This is a genomic window from Buchnera aphidicola (Taiwanaphis decaspermi), assembly GCF_039405155.1.
Taxonomy (GTDB): domain Bacteria; phylum Pseudomonadota; class Gammaproteobacteria; order Enterobacterales; family Enterobacteriaceae; genus Buchnera_M; species Buchnera_M aphidicola_B.
Map to the genome: position 1 here is coordinate 394,556 of NZ_CP135049.1, position 23,202 is coordinate 417,757.

The window sequence follows — 23,202 nt, forward strand, 5'->3', positions numbered from 1 at the left end:
TTAATTATAAATGTGTTTTATTTTATTCGAGATTCTATGATATTCTTTGAAATATTATTAGGAGCTTCATTATATTTTGAAAATTCCATAGAATAAGAAGCTCTTCCTTGAGTTTGAGATCTTAAATTAGTAGCATAACCAAACATTTCAGATAAAGGAACAGAAGCAGTAACTATTCTACCTATATGTAAGGAATTTTCCATTCCTGTAATAATACCTCTTCGACGATTTAAATCACCTATTACATCTCCCATATATTCTTCTGGGGTTTCTACTTCAACTTTCATTATTGGTTCTAATATCGTAGGATTGGCTATTTTAAAAGCTTTTTTGAATGCTATTGAAGCTGCTAATTTAAAAGCTATTTCAGATGAGTCAACATCATGATATGAACCAAAGTGCAATCTTATACCAATATTAACAACAGGATAACCAGCTAGCGGACCAGATTTTAATTGATCTTTAAAACCTTTATCAATAGCAGATATGTATTCTCCAGGTATTACACCTCCTTTTATTTCATTTAAAAAAATATAACTTTCATTATCTGGTTCTATAGGAAACATATCAATTAATACATGACCATATTGTCCTCTTCCTCCAGATTGTTTGATGTGTTTACCTTCAATATCATTAACTCTATTTCTAATTGTTTCTCTATAAGATACTTGAGGATTACCTATATTTGAATCTACTCCAAATTCTCTTTTCATTCTATCAATAATAATTTCTAAATGTAATTCACCCATGCCTGATATAATGGTTTGATTAGATTCTTTATCTGTTGAAACTTTAAATGAAGGATCTTCTTTTGCTAATCTAATTAATGCAATACCCATTTTTTCTTGATCAACTTTAGTTTTTGGTTCAACAGCAATAGAAATAACTGGTTCTGGAAACTCTATTTTTTCTAAAATTATAGGATTAGAAACACTACATAATGTGTCTCCAGTAGTAACGTTTTTTAAACCTATTGCTGCAGCAATATCTCCAGCTCTTACTTCTTTTATTTCTTCTTTTTTATTAGCATGCATTTGTACTATTCTACCAATTCTTTCTTTATTGTACTTTATTGGATTTAATATTGTGTCTCCTGATTTAACTATTCCTGAATAAACTCTAAAAAAAGTAAGATTTCCAACAAATGGATCTGTAGATATTTTAAAAGCTAAAGCTGAAAAATGTTCTTCATCAGAAGTAGCACGATATACAAAAGATTTACTTTTTAATTTATTATGTCCTTTTACAGATTGTACATCTATAGGAGATGGTAAATAATCAATGATTGCATCTAATAATGACTGAATTCCTTTGTTTTTGAAAGCTGAACCACAAGTTACTAAAACAATTCTATTGTTTAAAGAACTATTTCTTAAAGATAATTTAATTTCTTTTTTTGTTATTTTTTTTCCATTTAAATATTTTTCTGTAAGCACTTCATCAAATTCAGCAGCATATTCAATTAATTTTTGATTCCATTTTTTTGAAATTTCTAAAAATTTTTCTGGTATTTTTGTATATGTAAATGTAATACCATTATCTTTTTCAGACCATTGAATTGCTTTCATAGTTAATAAATCTATTATTCCTTTAAAATTATTTTCCTTACCCATAGGTATCTGAATTGGTACAGGTATAGATCCAAGTTTACTTTTAATTTGTTTTAAAACTTTAAAAAAATTTGCACCCATTCTGTCCATTTTATTCACAAATGCTATTCTAGGAACTTTATATTTATTAGCTTGTCTCCATACAGTTTCTGATTGAGGTTGAACACCACCAACAGCACAATAAACCATAACTACACCATCTAAAACTCTCATGGATCTTTCTACTTCTATAGTAAAATCTACATGACCTGGCGTATCAATAATATTAATTCGATGTGACGGAAATTGTTTAAACATTCCAGACCAAAAAGTTGTAGTAGATGCAGAAGTAATAGTTATACCTCTTTCTTGTTCTTGAGCCATCCAATCCATAGTGGCAGCACCATCATGAACTTCACCTATTTTATGATTTACTCCAGTATAAAATAAAATTCTTTCAGTTGTAGTTGTTTTTCCAGCATCTATATGAGCACTTATACCTATATTTCTATAGTGTATAATAGGTGTTGTACGAGACATTTAAATCCTTACATTTAATATAACAAGATGTGTACGTTGTTTTAATTATATTGTGCTAAAAAAAATAATCACCATCTATAATGTGCAAAAGCTTTATTAGCTTCAGCCATACGATGAACTTCTTCTTTTTTTTTAACAGCATTACCTTTATTATTTAATGCATCTAATAGTTCATTTGTTAATCTTATAGACATAGATTTATCTGATCTTTTTCTTGCTGAAGATACGATCCATCGCATAGCTAATGCGTTTCTTCTAACCATTCTAACTTCAACAGGAACTTGATAAGTAGACCCACCAACTCTTCTAGATTTTACTTCTACAGTAGGTTTTACATTTTCTAAAGCATGTTTAAAAGATTCTAACTCATTTTTTTTAGTTTTTTTAGATAAATTAATTAAAGCATAATAAACTATTTTTTCAGCAATAGATTTCTTCCCATCAACCATTAAAATATTTATAAACTTAGCTAATAATTTGGAAGAAAATTTTGGATCTTTTAATATTTTACGACTACCTATAACATGACGACGTGGCATATTAAATCCTTTATAATTAGTTTAATATTAAAAATATGTAATGTTATTTTAAATATTAAATATTTTAAAAACTATTTTTTATTTTTTTTAACTCCATATTTAGATCTAGATCTTTTTCGATCTTTTACACCAGCACAATCTAAAGCACCTCTAACTACATGATATCTAACACCAGGTAAATCTTTAACTCTACCTCCTCTTATCAAAATAACTGAATGCTCTTGTAAGTTATGACCTTCTCCTCCTATATAAGCGGTAACTTCAAAACCATTAGTTAATCTTACACGACAAACTTTACGTAAAGCAGAATTTGGTTTTTTAGGAGTAGTAGTATATACTCTTATGCATACTCCTCTTTTTTGAGGACATGATCCTAAAGCAGGAACATTACTTTTAGATTTTTTTTTGATTCTAGACTTTCTAACTAATTGATTTATAGTAGACATCATTACTCCAAATAATTTCAACAAATCAAAAAATAATTTTACCAAGAAATTGATTTTGAATGTTTTATTGTTAATTTAACAAATTCGTAATAATTAATTAATTTTATTTTTTTTGATATTTTATTTTTAATTCCTCTAGCATAAACGTCATTTTTTAATACATATAATTTAGCTGGACATTTTAAAAATTTTTCTAAAAAAATATTATTTTTAATAACAGATATAACACTATCTTGCAAAAATAATAAATCATCAGAAATTCTAATCATACTCAACAACAAATTTATATCAGTATCAAAAGGTGATTTAATCAAAATATGTAACATTATTGATTTTACTTAAAAAGTTATTATGTTATTATAATTATTTAATTTATTTAATAAATCTTTGTTGTTTAAAATATTAACATTTAAAAAAAAATTTTTTTTGCAAGTACTAATTCCTCTAATTTTTAAAGAATTTAAACAAACAAAAAAGTTTTTGATGTCATATAACGATAATATTTTAAATGCAGAACAATAATTTTTCGATAAAATATGATTTGGTTTTTGATGTTTTATTAATTGGAATACTCCATCACCTATAAAAAATAAAGAAATATTTTTTATAGCACAAGTGATGGATAAAACAATATCTAAACCTTCTCTACTCATGCTATTTCCGTGAGGTATTTTTTTAAATATAAAAGCTATAGATTTCATTTTTTAAAATTGTATTATACGATCAGAATTTATTATAAAAAAAGACAATGCCATCGATCCTATAAATTTAAAACCATGATGAAAATTATTTATATTTTTCTTTTTTTTGTTATCGAGATAAGATAATATACCTCTTCTCATACATGCCGAAGCACAAACATTTAATTTAAAACCAAATTTATTACTTAACTTATACCATTTATTAACTAAATTATATTCATCATTTGATGATTTTACAAAAAAGTTAGAATTTTGAACACCATCTGCAAAAAAAAACACTCCATATATTTTGTTTTTAGATGATAATAAAGTTTTTGCAAATAAGAAAGCTGTACTAGAATTTTGTGTTCCATATGGAGGACCAGAAACTATTATAGAAAATGTATGCAAAAAAAATCTCTTTTTAATATACAGTTAAATTATTTTTATTAAATTAATTATATTGGAATATAAATATAAAATCAAATATTAAATTGTTATAAAAATCACATATATAAAAAAATAAAAAATTATATAAAAATATCTTATGTACATTAATATTTTGCATGTTATAATTTAATTTATATCAAAAAATATTTGAATATAATATTAATTTTTTTATAAAACTATAATATAAAAAATATTTAAACAAATAAAAATGAAAATTTATATTTTGGAATAAATAAAATGATAATTAATAAAAAAAATTCACTAACTTTTATTAGTTTTTTATCTTATGCTTTTACTGGAGCTTTAGTTATTGTTACAGGTATAATTATAAATCAAGTGTCTGAATATTTCCAAATACCTTTATATAAAGCTGGAAATATTTTTAGTTTTTTAAATACTGGGATATTATGTTCTATATTTTTAAACTCATGGATGACAAATAATTTAAAAATAAAAAAACAACTAATATATAACTTCATATTAGTATTAATATCTATAATTTGTATTATTAAATGTCATAATATAAAAATATTTTCATTAAGCTTATTTGTATTAGGAATAGTTAGTGGAATAACTATGTCTATAGGTACATTTCTTATAACATATTTATATAATGATAAAAAAAGAGCTGCAAAAATATTATTAACTGATTCATTTTTTAGTATTTCAGGAATAATTTTTCCTTTAATAACAAATTTTTTATTAAATAAAAAAATCATATGGTATTGGATTTATGTAATAATTGCTATTATATATTTAAAAATTTTTATATTAACTGTAACTACAAAATTTCCTGTTATAAAAAAGTTTGGTTTAATCAAAAAAACACAAATAAAATTATCAAATATTAATATTATTTATATATTGTTAGGAGCATTGTTATATATATTAGGTCAATTAAGTTTTATATCATGGATACCAGAATATACAAATAAAATATTAGGTATTAAAATACAATATAGTGCTAAAATTATTAGTACTTTTTGGTTTTCTTATATGATAGGAATGTGGTTTTTTAGTTTTTTAATAAAATATTTTGATTTATATAAAATAACTACTTTTTTAATTGGTACATCAACAATTATAATGTATATAATAATTCATATAAAAAATATTATTTATTTAAAAATTTTGGTTATGATTTTAGGTTTTTTTTCTAGTGCAATTTATAGTAATATGATTACTATCGCATCAATGCAAAATAAATTTTTATCTCCACAATTAGTAAATTTAGTGTTAACTTTTGGAACAATTGGATCAATGTTAAGTCTTGTAGTTACTAGTAAAATAATACATAATTTTGGTTTATATGCTATTTTAAAATTTTCAAATTTATTATATTTAATAGTATTTTTTTTATTTTTTATTATTCAATTAAAAAGAAAATAATATTTATTTAATTATATTCATACATTCAAATATTTTTTTCATAGTTATCTTAGCTATACATCGAGCCTTTTTTGCACCATTTTTTAATATTTGTTTTAAAAAAAATTCGTTTTTTCTATATTTTAAATAATCAATTTTTATATTTTTTATAAGTTTATTTATTTCTTTATATACTTGTAGTTTAAAATCATTATATGAAGAATTTTTAAACATTAATTCTATATCTTCTATATTTTTATTAGTTAAACAAGAAAAAATATTTATCAAATTAGAAATTCCAGGTTTATTTTTATTATCATATTTAATAATAGGTGGGTTATCAGAATCAGTTTTAGCTTTTTTTATTTTTAAATATAAAGATTTTTCTTCTTCTAGTAAAAATATAGATCCATTATTATTAAAATCTGATTTAGACATTTTTTTAGTTGGATCAACTAAAGATTTAATTTTATAACCATTCTTAGATGTATGATAAGTAGGTATAGTAAATATTTTACCGTAATTCTTATTAAATCTTTTTGCAATATTACAAGTAAATTCTAAATGTTGTAATTGATCTTGTCCTACAGGAACAATGTTGGATTGATATAACAATATATCTGCTGCCATTAAAATAGGATAATTTAAAATACCAGCATTTATGTTATTTTTTCGATATGTGATTATTTTATTTTTAAATTGTATCATACGTTTTAATTCTCCAAAATATGAATAACAATTTAACAACCAAAATAATTCTGTATGTTCATGTACATGAGACTGAACAAAAATAATACTTTTGTCAGGATTAATACCACAAGATAAATATAAAGCTATTGTATCTAATACTCTATCATATAAAGAAGAGTTATTATTTTTATTTTGTATCGTTGTTATAGCATGTAAATCAGTTATACAATAAATACATTGATTATTATTTTGCAACTTAACCCATTCTCGTAAAACACCTATGTAGTTTCCTAACGTTAAATTTCCTGTTGGTTGTATACCACTAAATATAATAGAATATATATTTTTCATTTATCAATTTACTCTTTGAAAAAAAATTAAATATCAATTAAATAAATATTAATTAACAAAAACATGATGTACTTTTTCTAAAACATGTCTTATATTTGTAATAGCTTCTTTATAATTTTTGTAAGAAAATATTCCAGAACCTATAACAAATATATTTGCTCCTGATAAAGCTATATCAGCAATATTGTTAATATTAATGCCTCCATCTACTTCTAATAATATATTGTGTATACTATTATCAATTTTTTGACGTACTTCTCTTATTTTAGATAGAGTAGAAGTTATAAATTTTTGACCTCCCATACCAGGATTAACAGACATTAGCAATATTAAATCTAATTTATCCATAACATAATCTAAATAATTTAAAGGAGTGGATGGGTTAAATACAAGACCAGCTTTACATCCGTTATTTTTTATTAAATTTATGGTTTTATCTATATGTTCAGTTGCTTCTGGATGAAAACTAATAAAACTTGCACCAGCTTTTGCAAAATAAGGTATTAGATTATCAACTGGTTTAACCATAAGATGAACTTCTATAGGAGCTGTAATGTTATATTTTCTCAAAGATTTTAAAACCATAGGACCCATTGTTAAATTAGGAACGTAATGATTATCCATTACGTCAAAATGTATAATATCACCTCCAGCTAATAAAACATTAGAAGTTTCTTCCCCTAAACGTGCAAAATCAGCAGATAAGATAGAAGGAGCTAATAAAAAATTTTTCATACTTAAATTCCAATATAAAATATATACAATTTTTTTTAAGTTGATAATATTAAATAAAAATTAATTATAACATTAATTTTTAATAATTAAATTAATATTAATAACAATGTTAATAATTATGTTGTTTAGCTTTGTTAATAGCTGAAATAATTATTTTTTTGTCTGATATGTTTACTAATTTTACTTCACCTATTTTGGTAGGTATAACCATTCTCAATGTATCATAGGATGTTTTTTTATCTCTGATCATATATTTTAAATAATCATTTGGATACATATTATTAGGACCTTTAATTGGCAATTTAACTTTTTTTATAAGTTTAATAATATTTTTAGTATATTTGTGTTCTAATATATTTAATTCTTCACCTGTATAAGCAGCCATAATAATACCTGCTGATACAGCTTCTCCATGTAACCATTTACCATATCCTAAATAAGATTCTATAGCATGACCATAAGTATGACCTAAATTTAATAAAAACCTATCTTTTTTTTCCTTTTCGTCATTTTCAATTATTTTAGATTTTATGATACAACATTTTTTTATGCAATAAGACATATATTTAAAATCTAAAGATATTAATTTATCTATATTTTTTTTTAACCAATAAAAAAAACTTTCATCAAAAGCTATTGCATACTTAATAACTTCTGCAAGACCTGATAATAATTCTTTGTAAGGTAATTTATTTAAGAATTCTAAATCTACTAATACACAAGATGGTTGCCAAAAAGATCCAATCATATTTTTACCTAGAATATGATTTACACCTGTTTTACCTCCTATAGAAGCATCTACTTGAGATAATAATGTTGTTGGTATTTGAATAAAATTTATTCCTCTTTGATATATAGACGCAACAAAACCAGTAATATCCCCAATAACTCCTCCTCCTAAAGCTATTAAAATACTTTTTCTATCATATGATAATTCTAATAATTTAGTTATTATAGTATTTACATATTTTAATTTTTTATACTTTTCTCCATCTGGTAGTACAATTTTATTGGTAATTGCGTTTAATTTAGATAAAAAACAAATTATTTTTTTTTTCCATAAATTATCAACAGTAACGTTTGTAATCAACATAATTTTAGTTTTTCTTTTAATAGAAAAAAATTTTTTATTCAAATTTAATAATTTATAATCAATATTTATTAAGTAACTTCTGTTTTTCAAATTTATTTTTATATTTTTCATTATTACAAAACACCATATATATATTAAATATTAATAATTATAAATTATTTTTTTCCAAAAATTTTATAATTTGTTTAGACACCAATTTTGCACTATTATTGTTAGTACTAATAGTAATATCTGATATTTCTTCATATAGAGAATTTCTTTTCAATGCTAAATTTTCAAAAATTTTACGTGTAGGAATGTTTTCTTTTAATAATAAAGGTCTATTTTTATCTCTTTTTGTTCTTTCTAATTGTTTATCAATTGTTGTAGTTAAATAAACAACTATTCCTCTTGCAGATAACTTATTTCTATTGTTTGTAGATTCTACAGATCCTCCTCCTGTTGCTAATATTATTCCTTTTTTTTTTGTTAATTCTTCTATTATTTTAATTTCTCTATTGCGAAATCCTTTTTCTCCTTCAACATCGAAAACCCAACTAATATCAGCACCTGTTCTTTTTTCAATTTCTCTATCAGAATCATAAAATTCTATGTTTAATAATTTAGATAATTGACGTCCTATAGTACTTTTCCCTGCTCCCATTGGTCCTATAAGAAAAATGTTTCTTTTTTCTGCCATATGCATTTTACGTATATATTATAATAGTTAATGAAAAACCAACATAATTAAATGTTGGAATATATTTATTTTTAATAAATTATTAAATAATAATTTATTAAAAATATTTAGTATTTAAAGATATTTGTTAATATATCAAAGAAATATTCATTATTAAATATAAATATTATTTAGTATTACATTACTTTACATTTTTTTTTATATATAATATTATGTAATATAATAAAAAAGTTACAAAAATTAATATAATAAAAATATTTTATTAGGTGAGATGTCTGAGAGGATTAAAGAACACGTCTGGAAAATGTGTATACTGTAAAAGGTATCGAGGGTTCGAATCCCTCTCTCACCTTTAAAAATAAAAAAAAATATTTAAATAGTAATAGATTCTAAAGCAATTTTTATCATTTCGTTAAAGCTACTAACTCTATCTTTGCTTGGTATTTTTATATTAACATTACCTATAATATCAGATACTGTACATATAGATATTGCTTTCATCCCCATTTCTATTGCTGTTGAATAAATTCCAGATGTTTCCATGTCAACACCTAAAATATTATATTTATTCATGAGTTTTAAAAAATGTTTTGAATCATTATAAAATAAATCAGTTGAAAAAATATTTCCAATTTTACATTTTATATTTAACATTTCTGATGATCTTACTATATTATTTAGCATTTCAAAATTAGCTACTGCAGAAAAATCATAATTATTAAATTTAATTCTGTTTACCATAGAATCTGTAGAAGCTCCTGTTACGATAATAATATCACGTAATTTAATATTTTTAGACGTAGAACCACATGTGCCTACTCTGATAATTTTTTTTACTTTATAATATTTTGATAGTTCTGTCACATATAATATGCTGGAAGGAATACCAATACCATGAGACATAACAGAAACTAATTTATTTTTATATTCTCCAGTATAACCAAACATACATCTTGTATTATTAATTTCTCGTATATTACTTAAAAAGTTTTTTGCTATATATTTAGATCTCAAAGGATCACCAGAAATAATTACTGTGTCTGAGAATTCTCCTATTTTAGCGTTTATATGAGGAGTATACATATTTTTCTTAAATTCCTTAATTATTATGTTAAATTAATATTATACAAAATAATAAAAAAAATTAAATAATACTTTTTCCATAATCCATTTTAGATAAACCAAAATAAGATGATATAGTTTGAGCAATATCAGAAAAAGTTTTTCTATGACCTATAAAACATGGTTTTATATTACGACTATATAATAATATAGGAATATATTCTCTAGTATGATTTGTTCCATACCATGTAGGATCACAACCATGATCAGATAAAAATATTAGAAGATCTTTAGATTTTAATATTTTAATCATTTTGGGTATCATAGAATCAAATAATTCTAAACCTTTAGCATAGCCATATACATCACGTCTATGTCCCCATAAAGAATCAAAATCTACGAAATTGGTAAATACAATTGAATTATTGGAAGATTTTTTTATATATTTTAATGTTTGCAAAAATAAATTTTTTATTCCAAAAGATTTAACACTTTTTGTTATACCTATATTAGAATAAATATCAGAAACTTTACCTATTGCTACAACTTTACCATTTATTTCTTTTATTAATTTGTACATGACAGTATCACCGTGAGGTTTAACTGTAATATCTAATCTATTATTAGTTCTATAAAAATTATTTCTGTTAGTACCTAAAAATGGTCTAGCAATTACTCTATTAATTTTATATTTACTTTTGTTTAATATTTTTCTAATAATATTACTAATTTTATATAACTTTTCTACACTAAATATTTTTTCATGACATGCAATTTGAAAAACAGAATCTGATGATGTATAAATAATTGGCTTTTTTGTTTTTATATGTTCTTCGCCTAATTTATAAATAATATTAGTTCCAGAATCATGACAATTTCCTAAATATCCAAAAATGTTAGTTTTTAACAATATTTTTTTTAAAATTTTATTTGGAAAAGTATTTTCTCGTTTTTTAAAATAATGCCAATCAAATAAAACTGGCACACCTGATATTTCCCAATGTCCAGAACAAGTATCTTTGCCCGATGATATAGAACTAGCATAACCATAACTTGCAATTATCTTTTTATTTTTATCTAAACCTACAGGAAATTTACCGCTGGCGTGTTTAGTTGCTAAACCTAATCCTAAAGATGTTAAATTAGGAATATATAAATTACCTTTTCTATTAATATTACCTATATTTTTATTACATACTTCAGCAATGTGTCCTAATGTGTTAGATCCTTTATCGCCAAATTTATAAGCGTCTTTACTATAACCTATACCTAAAGAATCTAACAATATAATAAAAACACGTTTCATAAAATTACCTATAATAATTATATTTAATCAAAAAAATAATTAACAATTTATTTTTAATAAAAAATATATTATATATTGAATAGCAAATAATTTAAATATTAATTTAAATAGTTAACATTAATATTTGTGCATCTTGTATTAATAAGATTAATGAATATTAATTGATTAAAAAATAAATTTTGTGTAACATAATAATTTTAATTAAATATGGATTAAAATATGAAAAAAAAATATATATATATTGCATATACAGGTGGTACCATAGGTATGGTAAAATCAAAAAATGGATATATCCCAAAATATAACTATTTAAAAAAACAATTATTTAATACAAAAGAATTCTATAGTGCAAACTTGCCACATTTTTATTTTAATGAATATTACCCATTAATAGATTCATCTAATATGACACCTAAGGATTGGAAAACAATTGCTGATGATATCAAAAAAAATTATATTTATTATGATGGCTTTATAATTTTACATGGAACAGACACAATGGCTTACACAGCTTCTGCTTTATCTTTTATTTTAGAAAATTTAAATAAACCTGTAATTATAACTGGATCTCAAATACCTATTTCTGAAGTTAGATCAGATGGAAAATCAAATTTATTAAACTCATTATTTATCGCCAATTATTATCCTGTTAATGAAGTTACTATATTTTTTCATAATGTTTTATATAGAGGTAATAGAACCACTAAAGCTAGTGCATATGGATTTAATGCTTTTATTTCTCCTAATTTTCCTCCATTAATTAAGACTGGTATAAATATAAAAACAATGTTTAAAAAAAATAAAAAGAGCGATAAAAAATTAAAAATACGTTCTATTGTAAAACAACCAATAGGTATTATTACTATATATCCAGGAATTGATACACAAATAATCAATAATTTTTTATTACAACCTGTTAAAGCATTAATTATATGTTCATATGGGATAGGAAATGCTCCTCAAAATAATAACTTTATAAATAAGTTAAAAGAAGCTGTTAATAAAAAAAATATAGTTATTATTAACTTAACACAATGCATAAAAGGAAAAGTTAATATGAAAAATTATGCAACAGGTCATTCATTAATAAAAGCAGGAGTTATTAGCGGTTATGATTTAACATTAGAAGCTACTATAACTAAATTACAATTTTTATTAAGTAACAAAAAATTATCTTTTAAAAAAATTTGTAAAAAAATGCAAAAAAACCTACGTGGTGAGTTAACACCATAATAAAAAACAGTATTGCTTTGTGTATTAATAATAAGAATGTAAACCCCTATTATGTTCTGTAATATCTTTCACTCCTGATAATTCTGGGAATATTTTTAACATTTTTTTTTCGATGCTATTTTTCAAAGTTAAATTTATCATAGAACATCCATTACACCCACCACTAAATTTCAATATTGCATATTTTTTATTATCTATCTTTACTAAGGATACTTTCCCTCCATGTAACATTAACATAGGATTAATATCTAATTTTAACATTTTTTTTATCTGATTAACTAAAGATTCATTTTTACTATAATTACTTAATTTTTTTTTAGCCATAGGAGCTATCATAGTTAATTTTGTTTCATATTTATTTATTAATAAATCTATTTTTGAGTTTTTTAAATATGGTTTACTTTTTTTTTCTATATAAATATTAAATTTATCATATTTTAGTTTTAAATAAGATTTAGATATTTTTTTGTTTGAGCAATATGAAACACCACATTCTGCGTAAGAAGTTCCTGGATTAATAACAAAAATTTTTATACCTGTATTTTTGTTCTGTTCTTTTAAAAGATTATAAAAATATTTTTGAGCTTTATAAGTAATATTAATCATAAAATATTTTTTTTGTATTATTAGTTAAAATAAAATTATATAATAATAAAAAAAAATATACAATATTTTAATAATTATTTTTATTATAAAAGAGAGACAATTTGAATAAATTTATATATAAAATAATAGGTAATGGAAAAACTAATTTAATAATGATACATGGTTTAGGTTTCAATAACAAAGTATGGTATTTAAATATTCCATATTTAAAAAAAAATTTTACATTATATTTAATTGACTTACCTGGTTTTGGTAAAAACAAAAACATTAATTTTAAATCTCTAGAATATGTTTCTAGATTAATATATAATATTGTTCCAAAAAATTCTGTATGGTTAGGATGGTCTTTAGGAGGTTTGATAGTAAATAAAATTGCGTTATTATATCCTGATTATATAAAAGCTTTGGTAATTGTTGCGTCTTCTCCATGTTTTGTTTTAAAAAAAAAATGGCCTGGTATTACAATTAAAAATATAAATAAAATGTTTAATGAACTAAAAAAAAATACTGATTTGTACATTAAAAAATTTATGTTATCAAATGTTTTTATTTATAAAAATGAAAACTATAATTTTTTTATAAAAAAAAGAATAAATAATAAAAAAATATCATATAATATCTTAAAAGATATTAAAAAAATTTTTTTATATGAAGATTTAAGAAAAAAAAAAATATTTTTTAAAATACCTGTATTACGCATTTATGGAGAACATGATAAAATAATACCTAAAAGTATTGTAAAAATATTAGATAAAAACAATAAAAATACATATTCAAAAATTATAAAACATGCAGCTCATGCTCCTTTCATTTCTCAACCTAAAATTTTTAATAGTATTATTATTAATTTTATTAAAAATTTAAAAAAAAAATAAATATTAGAATGGAATTTCATCATCAAAATCTATATTAGAATTTTCTTCTTTGATTTTATTATCCACAATATTTTTTTGATCATTATTATTTAAAAAATTAGATTTATTATTTCTATTGCTACCTAACATTTGCATTGTTCCTCCTATATTAATAATAATCTCTGTTGTATATCTATCGTTTCCATTTTGATCTTGCCATTTTCTGGTTTGTAAAGATCCTTCTAAATATACTTGAGATCCTTTTTTTAAATATTGACCAGCTATTTCAGCTAACTTACCAAAAATAACTATTTTATGCCATTCTGTTTTTTCTTTTCTTTCACCAGTTTTTTTATCTTTCCAATTTTCTGAAGTAGCTACTGTTAAATTAGTAACAGCTTTACCATTAGGCATATACCTGACATCTGGATCCTGTCCTAAATTGCCAATTAATATTACTTTATTTATTCCTCTTGTAGACATATTTATTATTTCTTTTAAGTTATTTTATAATAATTATAACATAAAATGTTTTTTTTTAAATTATTTTATTAATTATAATATTATAATATTTATTAATAAAATATAAGTTATATGATAAAATATTTAGACAGATATTTAAATATTTATTATTTAAAAAAAATGAAAAAATATGATCACAAATTTTGTGTTGCGCCAATGTTAAATTGGACCAATAGACATTGTAGATATTTTCACAGAAAATTAACTAAATATGCTTTTTTATATACAGAAATGTTGACTACACAATCTATAATATTTGGAAAAAATAAAAAAAATATTAAATACAAAAAAAAATATGAAAAACCTGTGGCTATTCAATTAGGAGGATCAAATTATAAACATTTTCAAATATGCTCTAAATTAGCTTATGATTCAAATTTTGACGAAATAAATATTAATGTTGGATGTCCATCTAAAAAAGCTCAATTAGGAAATTTTGGCATAATTTTAATGAAAAAACCTGAAATTATAATAGATTGTTTAAAATCTATGGAAGATACAGTTGATCTTCCATTAACTATAAAAACTCGTATAGGAATTAATAATACTAATTATAATTTTTTGCAAGATTTTATTGGTAAAATATCAGAATCTACTAAATGTAATACATTTATAATTCATGCTAGAAATGCTAATTTATCATTAGATAAAACAAAAAAAAATTTAACAATACCAAAATTAAATTATAAATTCGTATATAAAATAAAAAAAAATTTTCCTAACTTAAAAATAATAATAAACGGGGGAATAAAATCTTTAAAAGAATCTAAAAAACATTTATCTATTGTTGATGGAATAATGATGGGAAGAACAGCATATAAAAAACCATCTTTATTAGCAAAAATAGATAATTTTTTTTTTAAAAAAAAAAAAAAAAACATTTTTGATGTTATTGAAAGCATGTATCCTTACATAAAAAAAAATATAAAAAAAAACAATTCATTATCAATCTTAAAACCAATGATAGGCTTATTTCATTCTAAACCATTTTCTTCAATGTGGAAAAAAACAGTAACACAAAAAAATAATAATATTGAAAATATAAAAGAAACAATAAAAAAAATAAAAAAACTATATTTAGAATTATAAATAATAAAATATTTTATTATAAACGATCAAATTTTTATTAAAAATTTATAACAATTATTATTAAAAATAAAATAGGCATTTTATAAAAAATGTTATTTGATAAATTAAAAAATAAATATGAAAAAAAAATAATAGGATTAAAAATACCTCCTCATTCTTTAGAAGCTGAACAATCAGTATTAGGAGGATTAATGTTAGATAACAATCAATGGGAAACAGTATCTGAACGTATAAAAGCTGATGATTTTTTCAGTAAACCTCACAAAATAATTTTTGAAGAAATGGAAAAATTATTAGATAAAGGAAATCCTATAGATTTAATTACATTGTCTGAATCGTTGGAACAAAAAGGTAAATTAGATAATGTAGGTAGATTTTCTTATTTAGCAGAGTTATCAAAAAATACACCCAGTGTTGCTAATATTAATGCATATGCTGATATAGTAAGAGAAAGAGCAATCATAAGAGAAATAATTAAAGTATCTAAAAAAATAGCAAATATTGGATATAACCCTGAAGGAAGAAATAGCGAGCAATTATTAGATTATGCAGAATCTTCTGTTTTCAAAATAGCTGAAAAAAGATATGTTAAAAATTATGGTCCTAAAAATATTAAACAAATATTAGATTCAACTATTACTACTTTGGAAAAATTGTCGAAAAATAATAATGGAATAACTGGTATTAATACTGGATATCCAGATCTTAACAAAGTAACTTCTGGTTTACAAAAATCTGATTTAATTATCATTGCTGGGAGACCATCAATGGGAAAAACTACTTTCGCTATGAATATTTGTGAAAACACAGCAATGACTTATAAAAAACCAGTGTTAATATTTAGTTTAGAAATGCCAGTGGAACAAATAATGTTACGTATGTTATCATCATTATCTAGAGTTGATCAATCATATATAAGGAATGGTAAACTAACAAATAAGGATTGGGAAAGAATATCAAGTACAATAAATATATTATTAAAGAAAAAAAATATGTATATTGATGATTCTTTTGGATTAACTCCTCATGAAGTTAGATCAAGATCTCGTAGAATATATAGAGAACATAATGGATTAAGTTTGATTATGATAGATTATTTACAATTAATGAAACTTCCTTCTTTATCAGAAAATAGAAATTTAGAAATATCTGAGATTTCTAGAATGTTGAAATCATTAGCAAAAGAACTAAAAGTACCTATAATTGCATTATCTCAATTAAATCGTTTAGTTGAACAAAGATCTGATAAAAGACCTTTAAATTCAGATTTAAGAGAATCAGGTTCAATAGAACAAGATGCTGATTTAATTATGTTTATTTATAGAGATGAAGTTTATCATGAAAATAGTGATTTAAAAGGAATAGCAGAAATCATTATAGGAAAACAAAGAAACGGACCAATAGGAACAGTAAAATTAACTTTCAATGGACATTGGTCTAGATTTGATAATTATTTTGGTTATAGATATGGAGATGAATAACTAAAAAATAATATTTATTGTTACAAATAACTTTAATTAATAAATCAATAAAATATTGTATATATATAATATTTTTTACAAACATATAAAAAATTAAAATAATGCCTAAAAAAATTAAAATTGGAATAATAATGGATTCTATTAATAATATAAATATAAACAAAGACTCAAGTTTTGCAATATTATTAGAATCACAAAAACGTAACTTTGATTTGTTTTATATTAAAATAAAAAATTTATTTTTAAAAAATAATGTTCCATATGCTATCTCATCAAAATTAAATGTTTCACAAAACAAAAAAAAGTGGTTTAATTTATTAGAAAAAAAAACTAGACCATTATCTCATTTTGATGTTATTTTAATGCGTAAAGAACCTCCTGTAAATCAAATGTTTATATATGCTACATACATATTAGAAATTTCTGAAAAAAAAAACAATACACTTATAATAAATAAACCAAAAGCTTTAAGAGATTACAATGAAAAAATATTTGCATCATTATTTTATAAAATAACTCCAAAAACATTAATTACAAGCAATATAAAAGAAATAAAAAAATTTTGGATAAAACATAAAGATATAATATTAAAACCTTTAAATGGTATGGGAGGAGAATCTATCTTTAGAATAAAAAATAACGATTATAATTTTTCAGTTATTAGCGAAACTATGACTAATAATGGCAATAAATATTGTGTTGTTCAAAAATACATACCGGATATTAAAAAAGGAGACAAAAGAGTTCTTATAATAAATAAAAAAATTATTCCTTTTTGTTTAGCTAGAATACCTAAATTAGGAGAAAATAGAGGTAATTTAGCTAAAGGTGGTATAGGTAAATTACAAGTTTTAAACGAAAATGATTATAAAATAGCAAAAATAGTATCTTCTAAAATGAAAAATAAAGGATTGTTTTTTATGGGATTAGATATAATAGGAAAAAAATTAATTGAAATTAACATAACTAGTCCAACTTGTATTTGTGAAATATCTAAAAAATCTAAATTATCTATTAGTAGTATTTTTTTAGATGAGTTAGAGAAAGAAATAAAAAAAAGAAATTTAATATAAAAAATATCATATAGGAAATGTATTTTATGTTAATAATGTGTTTCGATTATGGAACAAAGAATATAGGAGTATCTATAGGACAATTAATTACACATACTTCTTATCCATTAAAATCTATTCAAATGTTCAAAAAAAAAATAAATTGGATTGCAATCAATAAAATTATAAATGAATGGAAACCTGCGAAAATAATTGTTGGTAATCCATTAAATATGAACGGTAATAAACAAAAAATGAATTTTTTAGTTAACGAATTTGTCAAATTATTATATAAAAAAACCAAAATACCAATAATATTACATGATGAAAGATTAACAACAGTAGAAGCAAAACATATTTTATTTAATGAAAAAAAAGGTTTTAAATCATTAAGCAAAAATATGGTAAATTCTGTATCATCTTTAATAATCTTAAATAGTTGGTTATACCAGTTAACCAACAAAAAATAAAAAAATAAAAGTTATTAATAATAAAATATACACATGAAATTACCTAATTTAAGTCTATATATACATATACCATGGTGTGAAAAAAAATGTATATATTGTGATTTTAATTCATATACATATGAAAAAATTCCAGAAAAAAGATATTTAAAACATTTACTACTAGATTTAAAAGATAATTTATCTTTTGTACAAAATAGAAAAATTAAAACCATATTTATAGGAGGAGGTACACCAAGCATTCTAAAATCATCTATAATTGACAAAATGTTATATAAAATAAAAAAAATGATAGAAATATCTAATAATGCTGAAATTACAATAGAAGTAAATCCTAATGATATTACTTTAGATAAAGTTTATCAATATAAAAAGTCAGGTATTAATAGGATATCTATTGGTATTCAAACTTTCAATAACAAAAAACTAAAAATGTTAGGTAGGACACATGATACAAAACAATCAAAAAAAGCAATAAAAATAATAAAAAAAATGAATTTTAAAAATTTTAACATTGATATTATACATAGTTTGCCAAATCAAAATATTAAAGAATCTATATATGATGTTAAAAAACTTATACAATTAAAACCACCCCATATTTCTTGGTATCAATTAAGTATTGAAAAAAATACATTATTATTTCATAAGGAAAATAATTTGCTAAAAGATGAAATTTTATGGAAAATTTTTAATGAAGGCCATAAAATAATTGTCGATAATAATTATAAACAATACGAAATTTCTTCATATTGTTATAAAAATATATACAAATGTAAACATAATTTAAATTATTGGAGATTTGGAGATTATATAGGAATAGGGTGTGGATCTCATAGTAAATTTACAAACTTGGATGGTGATATAACCAGAATTATTAAAAAAAAACGTATATTAGATTATATGAATAATAATTATATACATAAATCTTATTTAGTTAAATCTAAAGATAAAATTTTTGAATATTTTATAAATAAACTAAGATTATATGAACATGTTTCTAAAAATTTTTTCGAAAAATTCAAAATAAAAAAAAATAAAAAATTTTTTTATGCTATAAAAAAAGCTAAAATTAATGGTTATATTATTGAAAAAAAAAATAGTTGGGAAACAACAAAAAAAGGTAAATTATATTTAAATAATTTGTTAGAATTTTTTTTACCTTAGTTAATATTAAAATATTTGATTATTTATTAAAAAAAATTGTAATTTTACTATTTAAATACATAATTTTGGGTTATTTATGAAAAGAACAATATTTTGCCATTTTTTAAAAAAAAAGTCAGAAGGATTACAAGAAAAAACTTATCCTGGTAAATTAGGTATTTATATATATAAACATATATCTAAAAAAGCATGGTTTTTATGGTTATCTAGGCAAACTATAATAATTAATGAAAAAAATATAGACACAAGAAATGATGAACACAAAAAAACATTAGAGATACAAATGAAAGAATTTTTAAAAATAAAAATAAAATGATTTTTATTTAAAAAACATTGCCGTAATTATTCCAAAATACTATACGGCAATATTTTATAAAATAAATTATTTAAATAACAAAAATATTATCTCTATTTTTTTTGTATTGTTATTTTTTCTGTTTTTTCTTTTTCTGGTATTTTGTAATTAAAAATAATTTTTAATATACCGTATTTTAATATTGCTAATTTAACTTTAATTTCATGAGATAATTTAAAATCACATGAAAAAGATTTTTTTTTTATTCCTTTATGATACCATTTTATATTTTTATTTTTATTATTTTTTTTTAACTCACCTGAAATATTCAATTTATTATTTTGAACTGAAATATTTAGATTTTCTTCTTTATAACCAGCAACTACTATATTTAACTCATAATCACCATTTTTTTTACGAAAAAAATCATAATTAGGAATATTATGTAAAGGTTTTTCTCCTGTTAATCTACTAAACATCTTATCTATTTGATTAAATCTATCAGATAATAAATTATTATTAAAAGAAGAAATGAAAGGCAAATAATTAGAAGACATACATAACTCCTTTAATCTATATAATTTTTATTATTAATTATTTATCTTAATTCTATATTCATAATTTTAGATATAATAATATATGTAAGCTTTTTCAAGTGTTTATTAAAAAATATTTTTTAAGAAGTTAAATTATTTAAATAAATATAATATTCTTTTATTTGTGTTAATATTTTTTTTTTTTTTTTGTTTTTTTTATATTTTAACATTAATTCATCTATTTTTTGATAATAAATAGTAATTTTTTTTTTTATTTTTCTTTTGCAGTATTTTTGCCATATTTTTTTATCTGTTTTTTTAATATCTTTATAAAAATTTATATATTTATATTTAAATAACAGTTTTTTAATTCTATTATCATAATTGTTAAAATTTATTTTTTGTATTTCATTGATATTTTTCATATTTCTTATTTTTTTTATAATTTTTTTATCTTTTTCTTCAAAAAAATTGTTATATAGTTGTAGCTCAACATCTGATGAATAATTATTTATTTTTATTTTAAATAAATTTAAAATAATTTCTTTTAAATTTTTTTTTTGTTTTATTAATTTTAAATTTTTTAAACAATATTTATAATTTATATTAAAATTTAAAAATTTTTTTACATTGAAAAATTTTAAAGGTACAAAAATAGGACATTTATTTACATTTAATATATTTAAAGATTTGTTTTTTTTTATTATTTCTATAAAATTTAATTTTTTTTTATTTTTATATTTTTCACATATTTCAAAAAAGTTTTTAATATTTTCATTTAAATTAAAATAAATTAAAGAATTTGTATAATATTTATGCCATATAACAGGTAATATTATACTCATATACTTGCTTTTGTTGTATAATGTAGAAATATGTATTAAAGGAGTCATATAAAAAATATTTATTAACTCAACTAATTTTCTTTTCTTTCTATAATTAAAAAAAAAACTAAAAAGTTTTTTTTGTTTATTATTTATTAATTTAGCAATGCTTATCGTTGAATAAACATCATTTAAAGCATCATGAGGTTGATTGAAATTTAAATTATTGATTTTAATTAAATGAGCAAGTTTCAAACTCACTTGTTTATTTTTTTTAATGAACCATTTTATTTTAAATGGTCTTAAAACATAACAAGCAATAACTAAATTTAATATATCCCATCGAGAATTATTTTTTCTCCAACTCCATTCATATGGATCAATAAAATTTCTGTAAAAAATATTTCTAGTAAATTCATCATCAAAATTTATATTATTATAACCAACAATACAAGTATTAGGTTTTTTCATTATATTGTAAATATTTTTAGAAAATTCAGATTCATTTAATCCATGATAATTTACATATGTTGGCAAAATACCTGTTATCAAAATTGAATCTGGATTAGGTATATAATATTCTGGAATTTTACAATATAAAACTACAGGTTTTTCAATTATGTTAAAATTTTTATCAGTACGAATAGAAGCAAATTGTGCTATTTTATCTTTGCATGGGTTTGTACCGAAAGTTTCATAATCATAAAATAAAAAAGTAGATTTTTTTTTCATCATATATAAATACATGTTATCTTTATGCTCATATCAAAATAAAATAGCATGAAATATTATAAAATTGTATAAAATAACATAAATTGTTGTTTTCTTTATAAAATTTAAAATAGGATATATTAGATGACATTAGAAAAAAAAACATTCAAGTCTGTGTTAGAATTCGTAAAAATTTTTAGAAGAAAAAATAAAATAAAAAGAGAAATTAATGATATAGAAAAAAAAATTAGAGATAATAAAAAAAGAGTTTTGTTGCTAAAAAATTTAAGTGAATATATCAAACCTAATATGGTAACTGAGGATATTAATAACATAATAAAAAGTATGCAAAATGATTATAAAGATAGAATAGATGATTATATAGTAAAAAACGCTGATTTATCCAAAGAAAGAAGGTGTATAATCAAAAAAATAAAACAAATGAAAAGTAATAAAGATAATTAACAAAAATTAACTCCCCCGACTGGACTTGAACCAGTGACATACGGATTAACAGTCCGCCGTTCTACCAACTGAACTACGGAGGAATAAATTAAACAGAAAATCATTATATATATTTAATTTATATTTTGTCAAGTTTTTTTTTTTGTAATAAATGAAAAGATATCTAGATTAATTAACAATTTTAATTTATAATAAAGAATATTAAAGGCTCTTTAGCTCAGTTGGTTAGAGCAAGCGACTCATAATCGCTAGGTCGCTGGTTCAAGTCCAGCAAGGGCCAATATTTTTTAAAATTGATTTTATATTTTAATACTAACAAATATTTGTTGTTATATTGTATATATTAATAAAAAATATATTTTTAATATAAAA

General features: G+C 21.3%; 26 protein-coding genes and 3 tRNA genes. 12 read left to right on the forward strand and 17 right to left on the reverse strand.

Annotated elements, in window-relative coordinates:
* Window positions 1-17: 17 nt before the first annotated feature.
* The 6 genes from fusA to tusD all read right to left on the reverse strand — a co-directional run bounded on the left by fusA (window position 18) and on the right by tusD (window position 4,205).
* Complete coding sequence (gene fusA / locus RJX39_RS01920) at window positions 18-2,129, reverse strand: elongation factor G (RefSeq protein ID WP_343192549.1); 2,112 nt, start codon at window positions 2,127-2,129, stop codon at window positions 18-20.
* Window positions 2,130-2,197: 68 nt separating this feature from the next.
* The gene (gene rpsG, locus RJX39_RS01925; RefSeq protein WP_343192550.1) at window positions 2,198-2,668 is read right to left on the reverse strand and encodes a 30S ribosomal protein S7; all 471 of its coding nucleotides are present in this window, start codon (window positions 2,666-2,668) and stop codon (window positions 2,198-2,200) included.
* Window positions 2,669-2,739: 71 nt separating this feature from the next.
* Entirely contained in the window at window positions 2,740-3,114 is a 375-nt protein-coding gene (gene rpsL, locus RJX39_RS01930; protein ID WP_343192551.1) for a 30S ribosomal protein S12, read from the reverse strand.
* A 38-nt stretch (window positions 3,115-3,152) separates the two neighbouring features.
* Window positions 3,153-3,440, reverse strand: a complete 288-nt coding sequence (gene tusB, locus RJX39_RS01935; protein WP_343192553.1) for a sulfurtransferase complex subunit TusB — start codon at window positions 3,438-3,440, stop codon at window positions 3,153-3,155.
* Between the two features lie 12 nt (window positions 3,441-3,452).
* Complete coding sequence (tusC, locus tag RJX39_RS01940; RefSeq protein WP_343192554.1) at window positions 3,453-3,815, reverse strand: sulfurtransferase complex subunit TusC; 363 nt, start codon at window positions 3,813-3,815, stop codon at window positions 3,453-3,455.
* 3 nt (window positions 3,816-3,818) lie between these two features.
* Entirely contained in the window at window positions 3,819-4,205 is a 387-nt protein-coding gene (tusD, locus tag RJX39_RS01945; protein WP_343192555.1) for a sulfurtransferase complex subunit TusD, read from the reverse strand.
* Between the two features lie 276 nt (window positions 4,206-4,481).
* On the opposite strand from tusD, the gene tsgA reads away from it, so the two are divergent.
* Window positions 4,482-5,633 (forward strand): MFS transporter TsgA, encoded by a 1,152-nt coding sequence (tsgA, locus tag RJX39_RS01950; RefSeq protein WP_343192556.1) that lies wholly within the window; start codon window positions 4,482-4,484, stop codon window positions 5,631-5,633.
* A gap of 3 nt (window positions 5,634-5,636) precedes the next feature.
* Here the strand turns inward: tsgA and trpS are convergent, their stop codons facing one another.
* The 4 genes from trpS to aroK form a co-directional block, all read right to left on the reverse strand.
* Entirely contained in the window at window positions 5,637-6,653 is a 1,017-nt protein-coding gene (trpS, locus tag RJX39_RS01955) for a tryptophan--tRNA ligase (protein ID WP_343192557.1), read from the reverse strand.
* Between the two features lie 48 nt (window positions 6,654-6,701).
* Entirely contained in the window at window positions 6,702-7,388 is a 687-nt protein-coding gene (gene rpe, locus RJX39_RS01960) for a ribulose-phosphate 3-epimerase (protein ID WP_343192558.1), read from the reverse strand.
* A gap of 109 nt (window positions 7,389-7,497) precedes the next feature.
* The gene (gene aroB / locus RJX39_RS01965) at window positions 7,498-8,592 is read right to left on the reverse strand and encodes a 3-dehydroquinate synthase (protein WP_343192559.1); all 1,095 of its coding nucleotides are present in this window, start codon (window positions 8,590-8,592) and stop codon (window positions 7,498-7,500) included.
* A gap of 37 nt (window positions 8,593-8,629) precedes the next feature.
* A complete protein-coding gene (aroK, locus tag RJX39_RS01970; RefSeq protein ID WP_343192560.1) occupies window positions 8,630-9,160 on the reverse strand; it encodes a shikimate kinase AroK in 531 nt (176 codons plus the stop codon).
* A 265-nt stretch (window positions 9,161-9,425) separates the two neighbouring features.
* Between aroK and RJX39_RS01975 the strand changes: the two genes are divergently transcribed.
* Window positions 9,426-9,512 (forward strand) — tRNA-Ser (locus RJX39_RS01975).
* A gap of 20 nt (window positions 9,513-9,532) precedes the next feature.
* On the opposite strand, the gene deoD is transcribed toward RJX39_RS01975, so the two are convergent.
* Together deoD and RJX39_RS01985 are read right to left on the reverse strand one after the other, a co-directional pair.
* The gene (gene deoD / locus RJX39_RS01980; protein ID WP_343192561.1) at window positions 9,533-10,243 is read right to left on the reverse strand and encodes a purine-nucleoside phosphorylase; all 711 of its coding nucleotides are present in this window, start codon (window positions 10,241-10,243) and stop codon (window positions 9,533-9,535) included.
* Between the two features lie 61 nt (window positions 10,244-10,304).
* A complete protein-coding gene (locus RJX39_RS01985) occupies window positions 10,305-11,528 on the reverse strand; it encodes a phosphopentomutase (RefSeq protein WP_343192562.1) in 1,224 nt (407 codons plus the stop codon).
* Window positions 11,529-11,747: 219 nt separating this feature from the next.
* On the opposite strand from RJX39_RS01985, the gene ansA reads away from it, so the two are divergent.
* Window positions 11,748-12,761 (forward strand): asparaginase, encoded by a 1,014-nt coding sequence (gene ansA, locus RJX39_RS01990; RefSeq protein WP_343192563.1) that lies wholly within the window; start codon window positions 11,748-11,750, stop codon window positions 12,759-12,761.
* A gap of 24 nt (window positions 12,762-12,785) precedes the next feature.
* Here ansA and RJX39_RS01995 read toward each other — a convergent pair whose 3' ends face one another.
* Window positions 12,786-13,367 (reverse strand): NfuA family Fe-S biogenesis protein, encoded by a 582-nt coding sequence (locus RJX39_RS01995; protein ID WP_343192564.1) that lies wholly within the window; start codon window positions 13,365-13,367, stop codon window positions 12,786-12,788.
* Window positions 13,368-13,468: 101 nt separating this feature from the next.
* Between RJX39_RS01995 and RJX39_RS02000 the strand changes: the two genes are divergently transcribed.
* Entirely contained in the window at window positions 13,469-14,242 is a 774-nt protein-coding gene (locus tag RJX39_RS02000) for an alpha/beta fold hydrolase (protein WP_343192565.1), read from the forward strand.
* Window positions 14,243-14,245: 3 nt separating this feature from the next.
* Here the strand turns inward: RJX39_RS02000 and ssb are convergent, their stop codons facing one another.
* The gene (gene ssb, locus RJX39_RS02005) at window positions 14,246-14,704 is read right to left on the reverse strand and encodes a single-stranded DNA-binding protein (RefSeq protein ID WP_343192566.1); all 459 of its coding nucleotides are present in this window, start codon (window positions 14,702-14,704) and stop codon (window positions 14,246-14,248) included.
* Between the two features lie 111 nt (window positions 14,705-14,815).
* Here ssb and dusA point away from each other — a divergent pair, with 111 nt between their 5' ends.
* The 6 genes from dusA to RJX39_RS02035 all read left to right on the forward strand — a co-directional run bounded on the left by dusA (window position 14,816) and on the right by RJX39_RS02035 (window position 20,315).
* Window positions 14,816-15,832: a tRNA dihydrouridine(20/20a) synthase DusA gene (gene dusA, locus RJX39_RS02010; protein WP_343192567.1), complete on the forward strand. Its 1,017-nt coding sequence runs from the start codon at window positions 14,816-14,818 to the stop codon at window positions 15,830-15,832.
* 89 nt (window positions 15,833-15,921) lie between these two features.
* The gene (gene dnaB, locus RJX39_RS02015; protein ID WP_343192568.1) at window positions 15,922-17,313 is read left to right on the forward strand and encodes a replicative DNA helicase; all 1,392 of its coding nucleotides are present in this window, start codon (window positions 15,922-15,924) and stop codon (window positions 17,311-17,313) included.
* Between the two features lie 101 nt (window positions 17,314-17,414).
* Window positions 17,415-18,386: a glutathione synthase gene (gshB, locus tag RJX39_RS02020; RefSeq protein ID WP_343192569.1), complete on the forward strand. Its 972-nt coding sequence runs from the start codon at window positions 17,415-17,417 to the stop codon at window positions 18,384-18,386.
* 26 nt (window positions 18,387-18,412) lie between these two features.
* Window positions 18,413-18,835 (forward strand): Holliday junction resolvase RuvX, encoded by a 423-nt coding sequence (gene ruvX, locus RJX39_RS02025; protein WP_343192570.1) that lies wholly within the window; start codon window positions 18,413-18,415, stop codon window positions 18,833-18,835.
* A 33-nt stretch (window positions 18,836-18,868) separates the two neighbouring features.
* Entirely contained in the window at window positions 18,869-19,999 is a 1,131-nt protein-coding gene (hemW, locus tag RJX39_RS02030; protein ID WP_343192571.1) for a radical SAM family heme chaperone HemW, read from the forward strand.
* A 76-nt stretch (window positions 20,000-20,075) separates the two neighbouring features.
* Window positions 20,076-20,315 carry an oxidative damage protection protein gene (locus tag RJX39_RS02035; RefSeq protein WP_343192572.1) on the forward strand — a complete coding sequence of 80 codons (240 nt, stop codon included), beginning with the start codon at window positions 20,076-20,078 and terminating at the stop codon, window positions 20,313-20,315.
* Window positions 20,316-20,407: 92 nt separating this feature from the next.
* Here the strand turns inward: RJX39_RS02035 and RJX39_RS02040 are convergent, their stop codons facing one another.
* Together RJX39_RS02040 and sbcB are read right to left on the reverse strand one after the other, a co-directional pair.
* Window positions 20,408-20,851 (reverse strand): Hsp20 family protein, encoded by a 444-nt coding sequence (locus RJX39_RS02040; RefSeq protein ID WP_343192573.1) that lies wholly within the window; start codon window positions 20,849-20,851, stop codon window positions 20,408-20,410.
* A gap of 119 nt (window positions 20,852-20,970) precedes the next feature.
* Window positions 20,971-22,389 (reverse strand): exodeoxyribonuclease I, encoded by a 1,419-nt coding sequence (gene sbcB, locus RJX39_RS02045; protein WP_343192574.1) that lies wholly within the window; start codon window positions 22,387-22,389, stop codon window positions 20,971-20,973.
* Window positions 22,390-22,509: 120 nt separating this feature from the next.
* Between sbcB and RJX39_RS02050 the strand changes: the two genes are divergently transcribed.
* Window positions 22,510-22,830: a DUF496 family protein gene (locus RJX39_RS02050; RefSeq protein ID WP_343192575.1), complete on the forward strand. Its 321-nt coding sequence runs from the start codon at window positions 22,510-22,512 to the stop codon at window positions 22,828-22,830.
* Window positions 22,831-22,840: 10 nt separating this feature from the next.
* Here the strand turns inward: RJX39_RS02050 and RJX39_RS02055 are convergent.
* A tRNA-Asn gene (locus RJX39_RS02055) sits at window positions 22,841-22,913 on the reverse strand.
* A gap of 123 nt (window positions 22,914-23,036) precedes the next feature.
* Between RJX39_RS02055 and RJX39_RS02060 the strand changes: the two genes are divergently transcribed.
* Window positions 23,037-23,110 (forward strand) — tRNA-Ile (locus RJX39_RS02060).
* Window positions 23,111-23,202 lie beyond the last annotated feature (92 nt).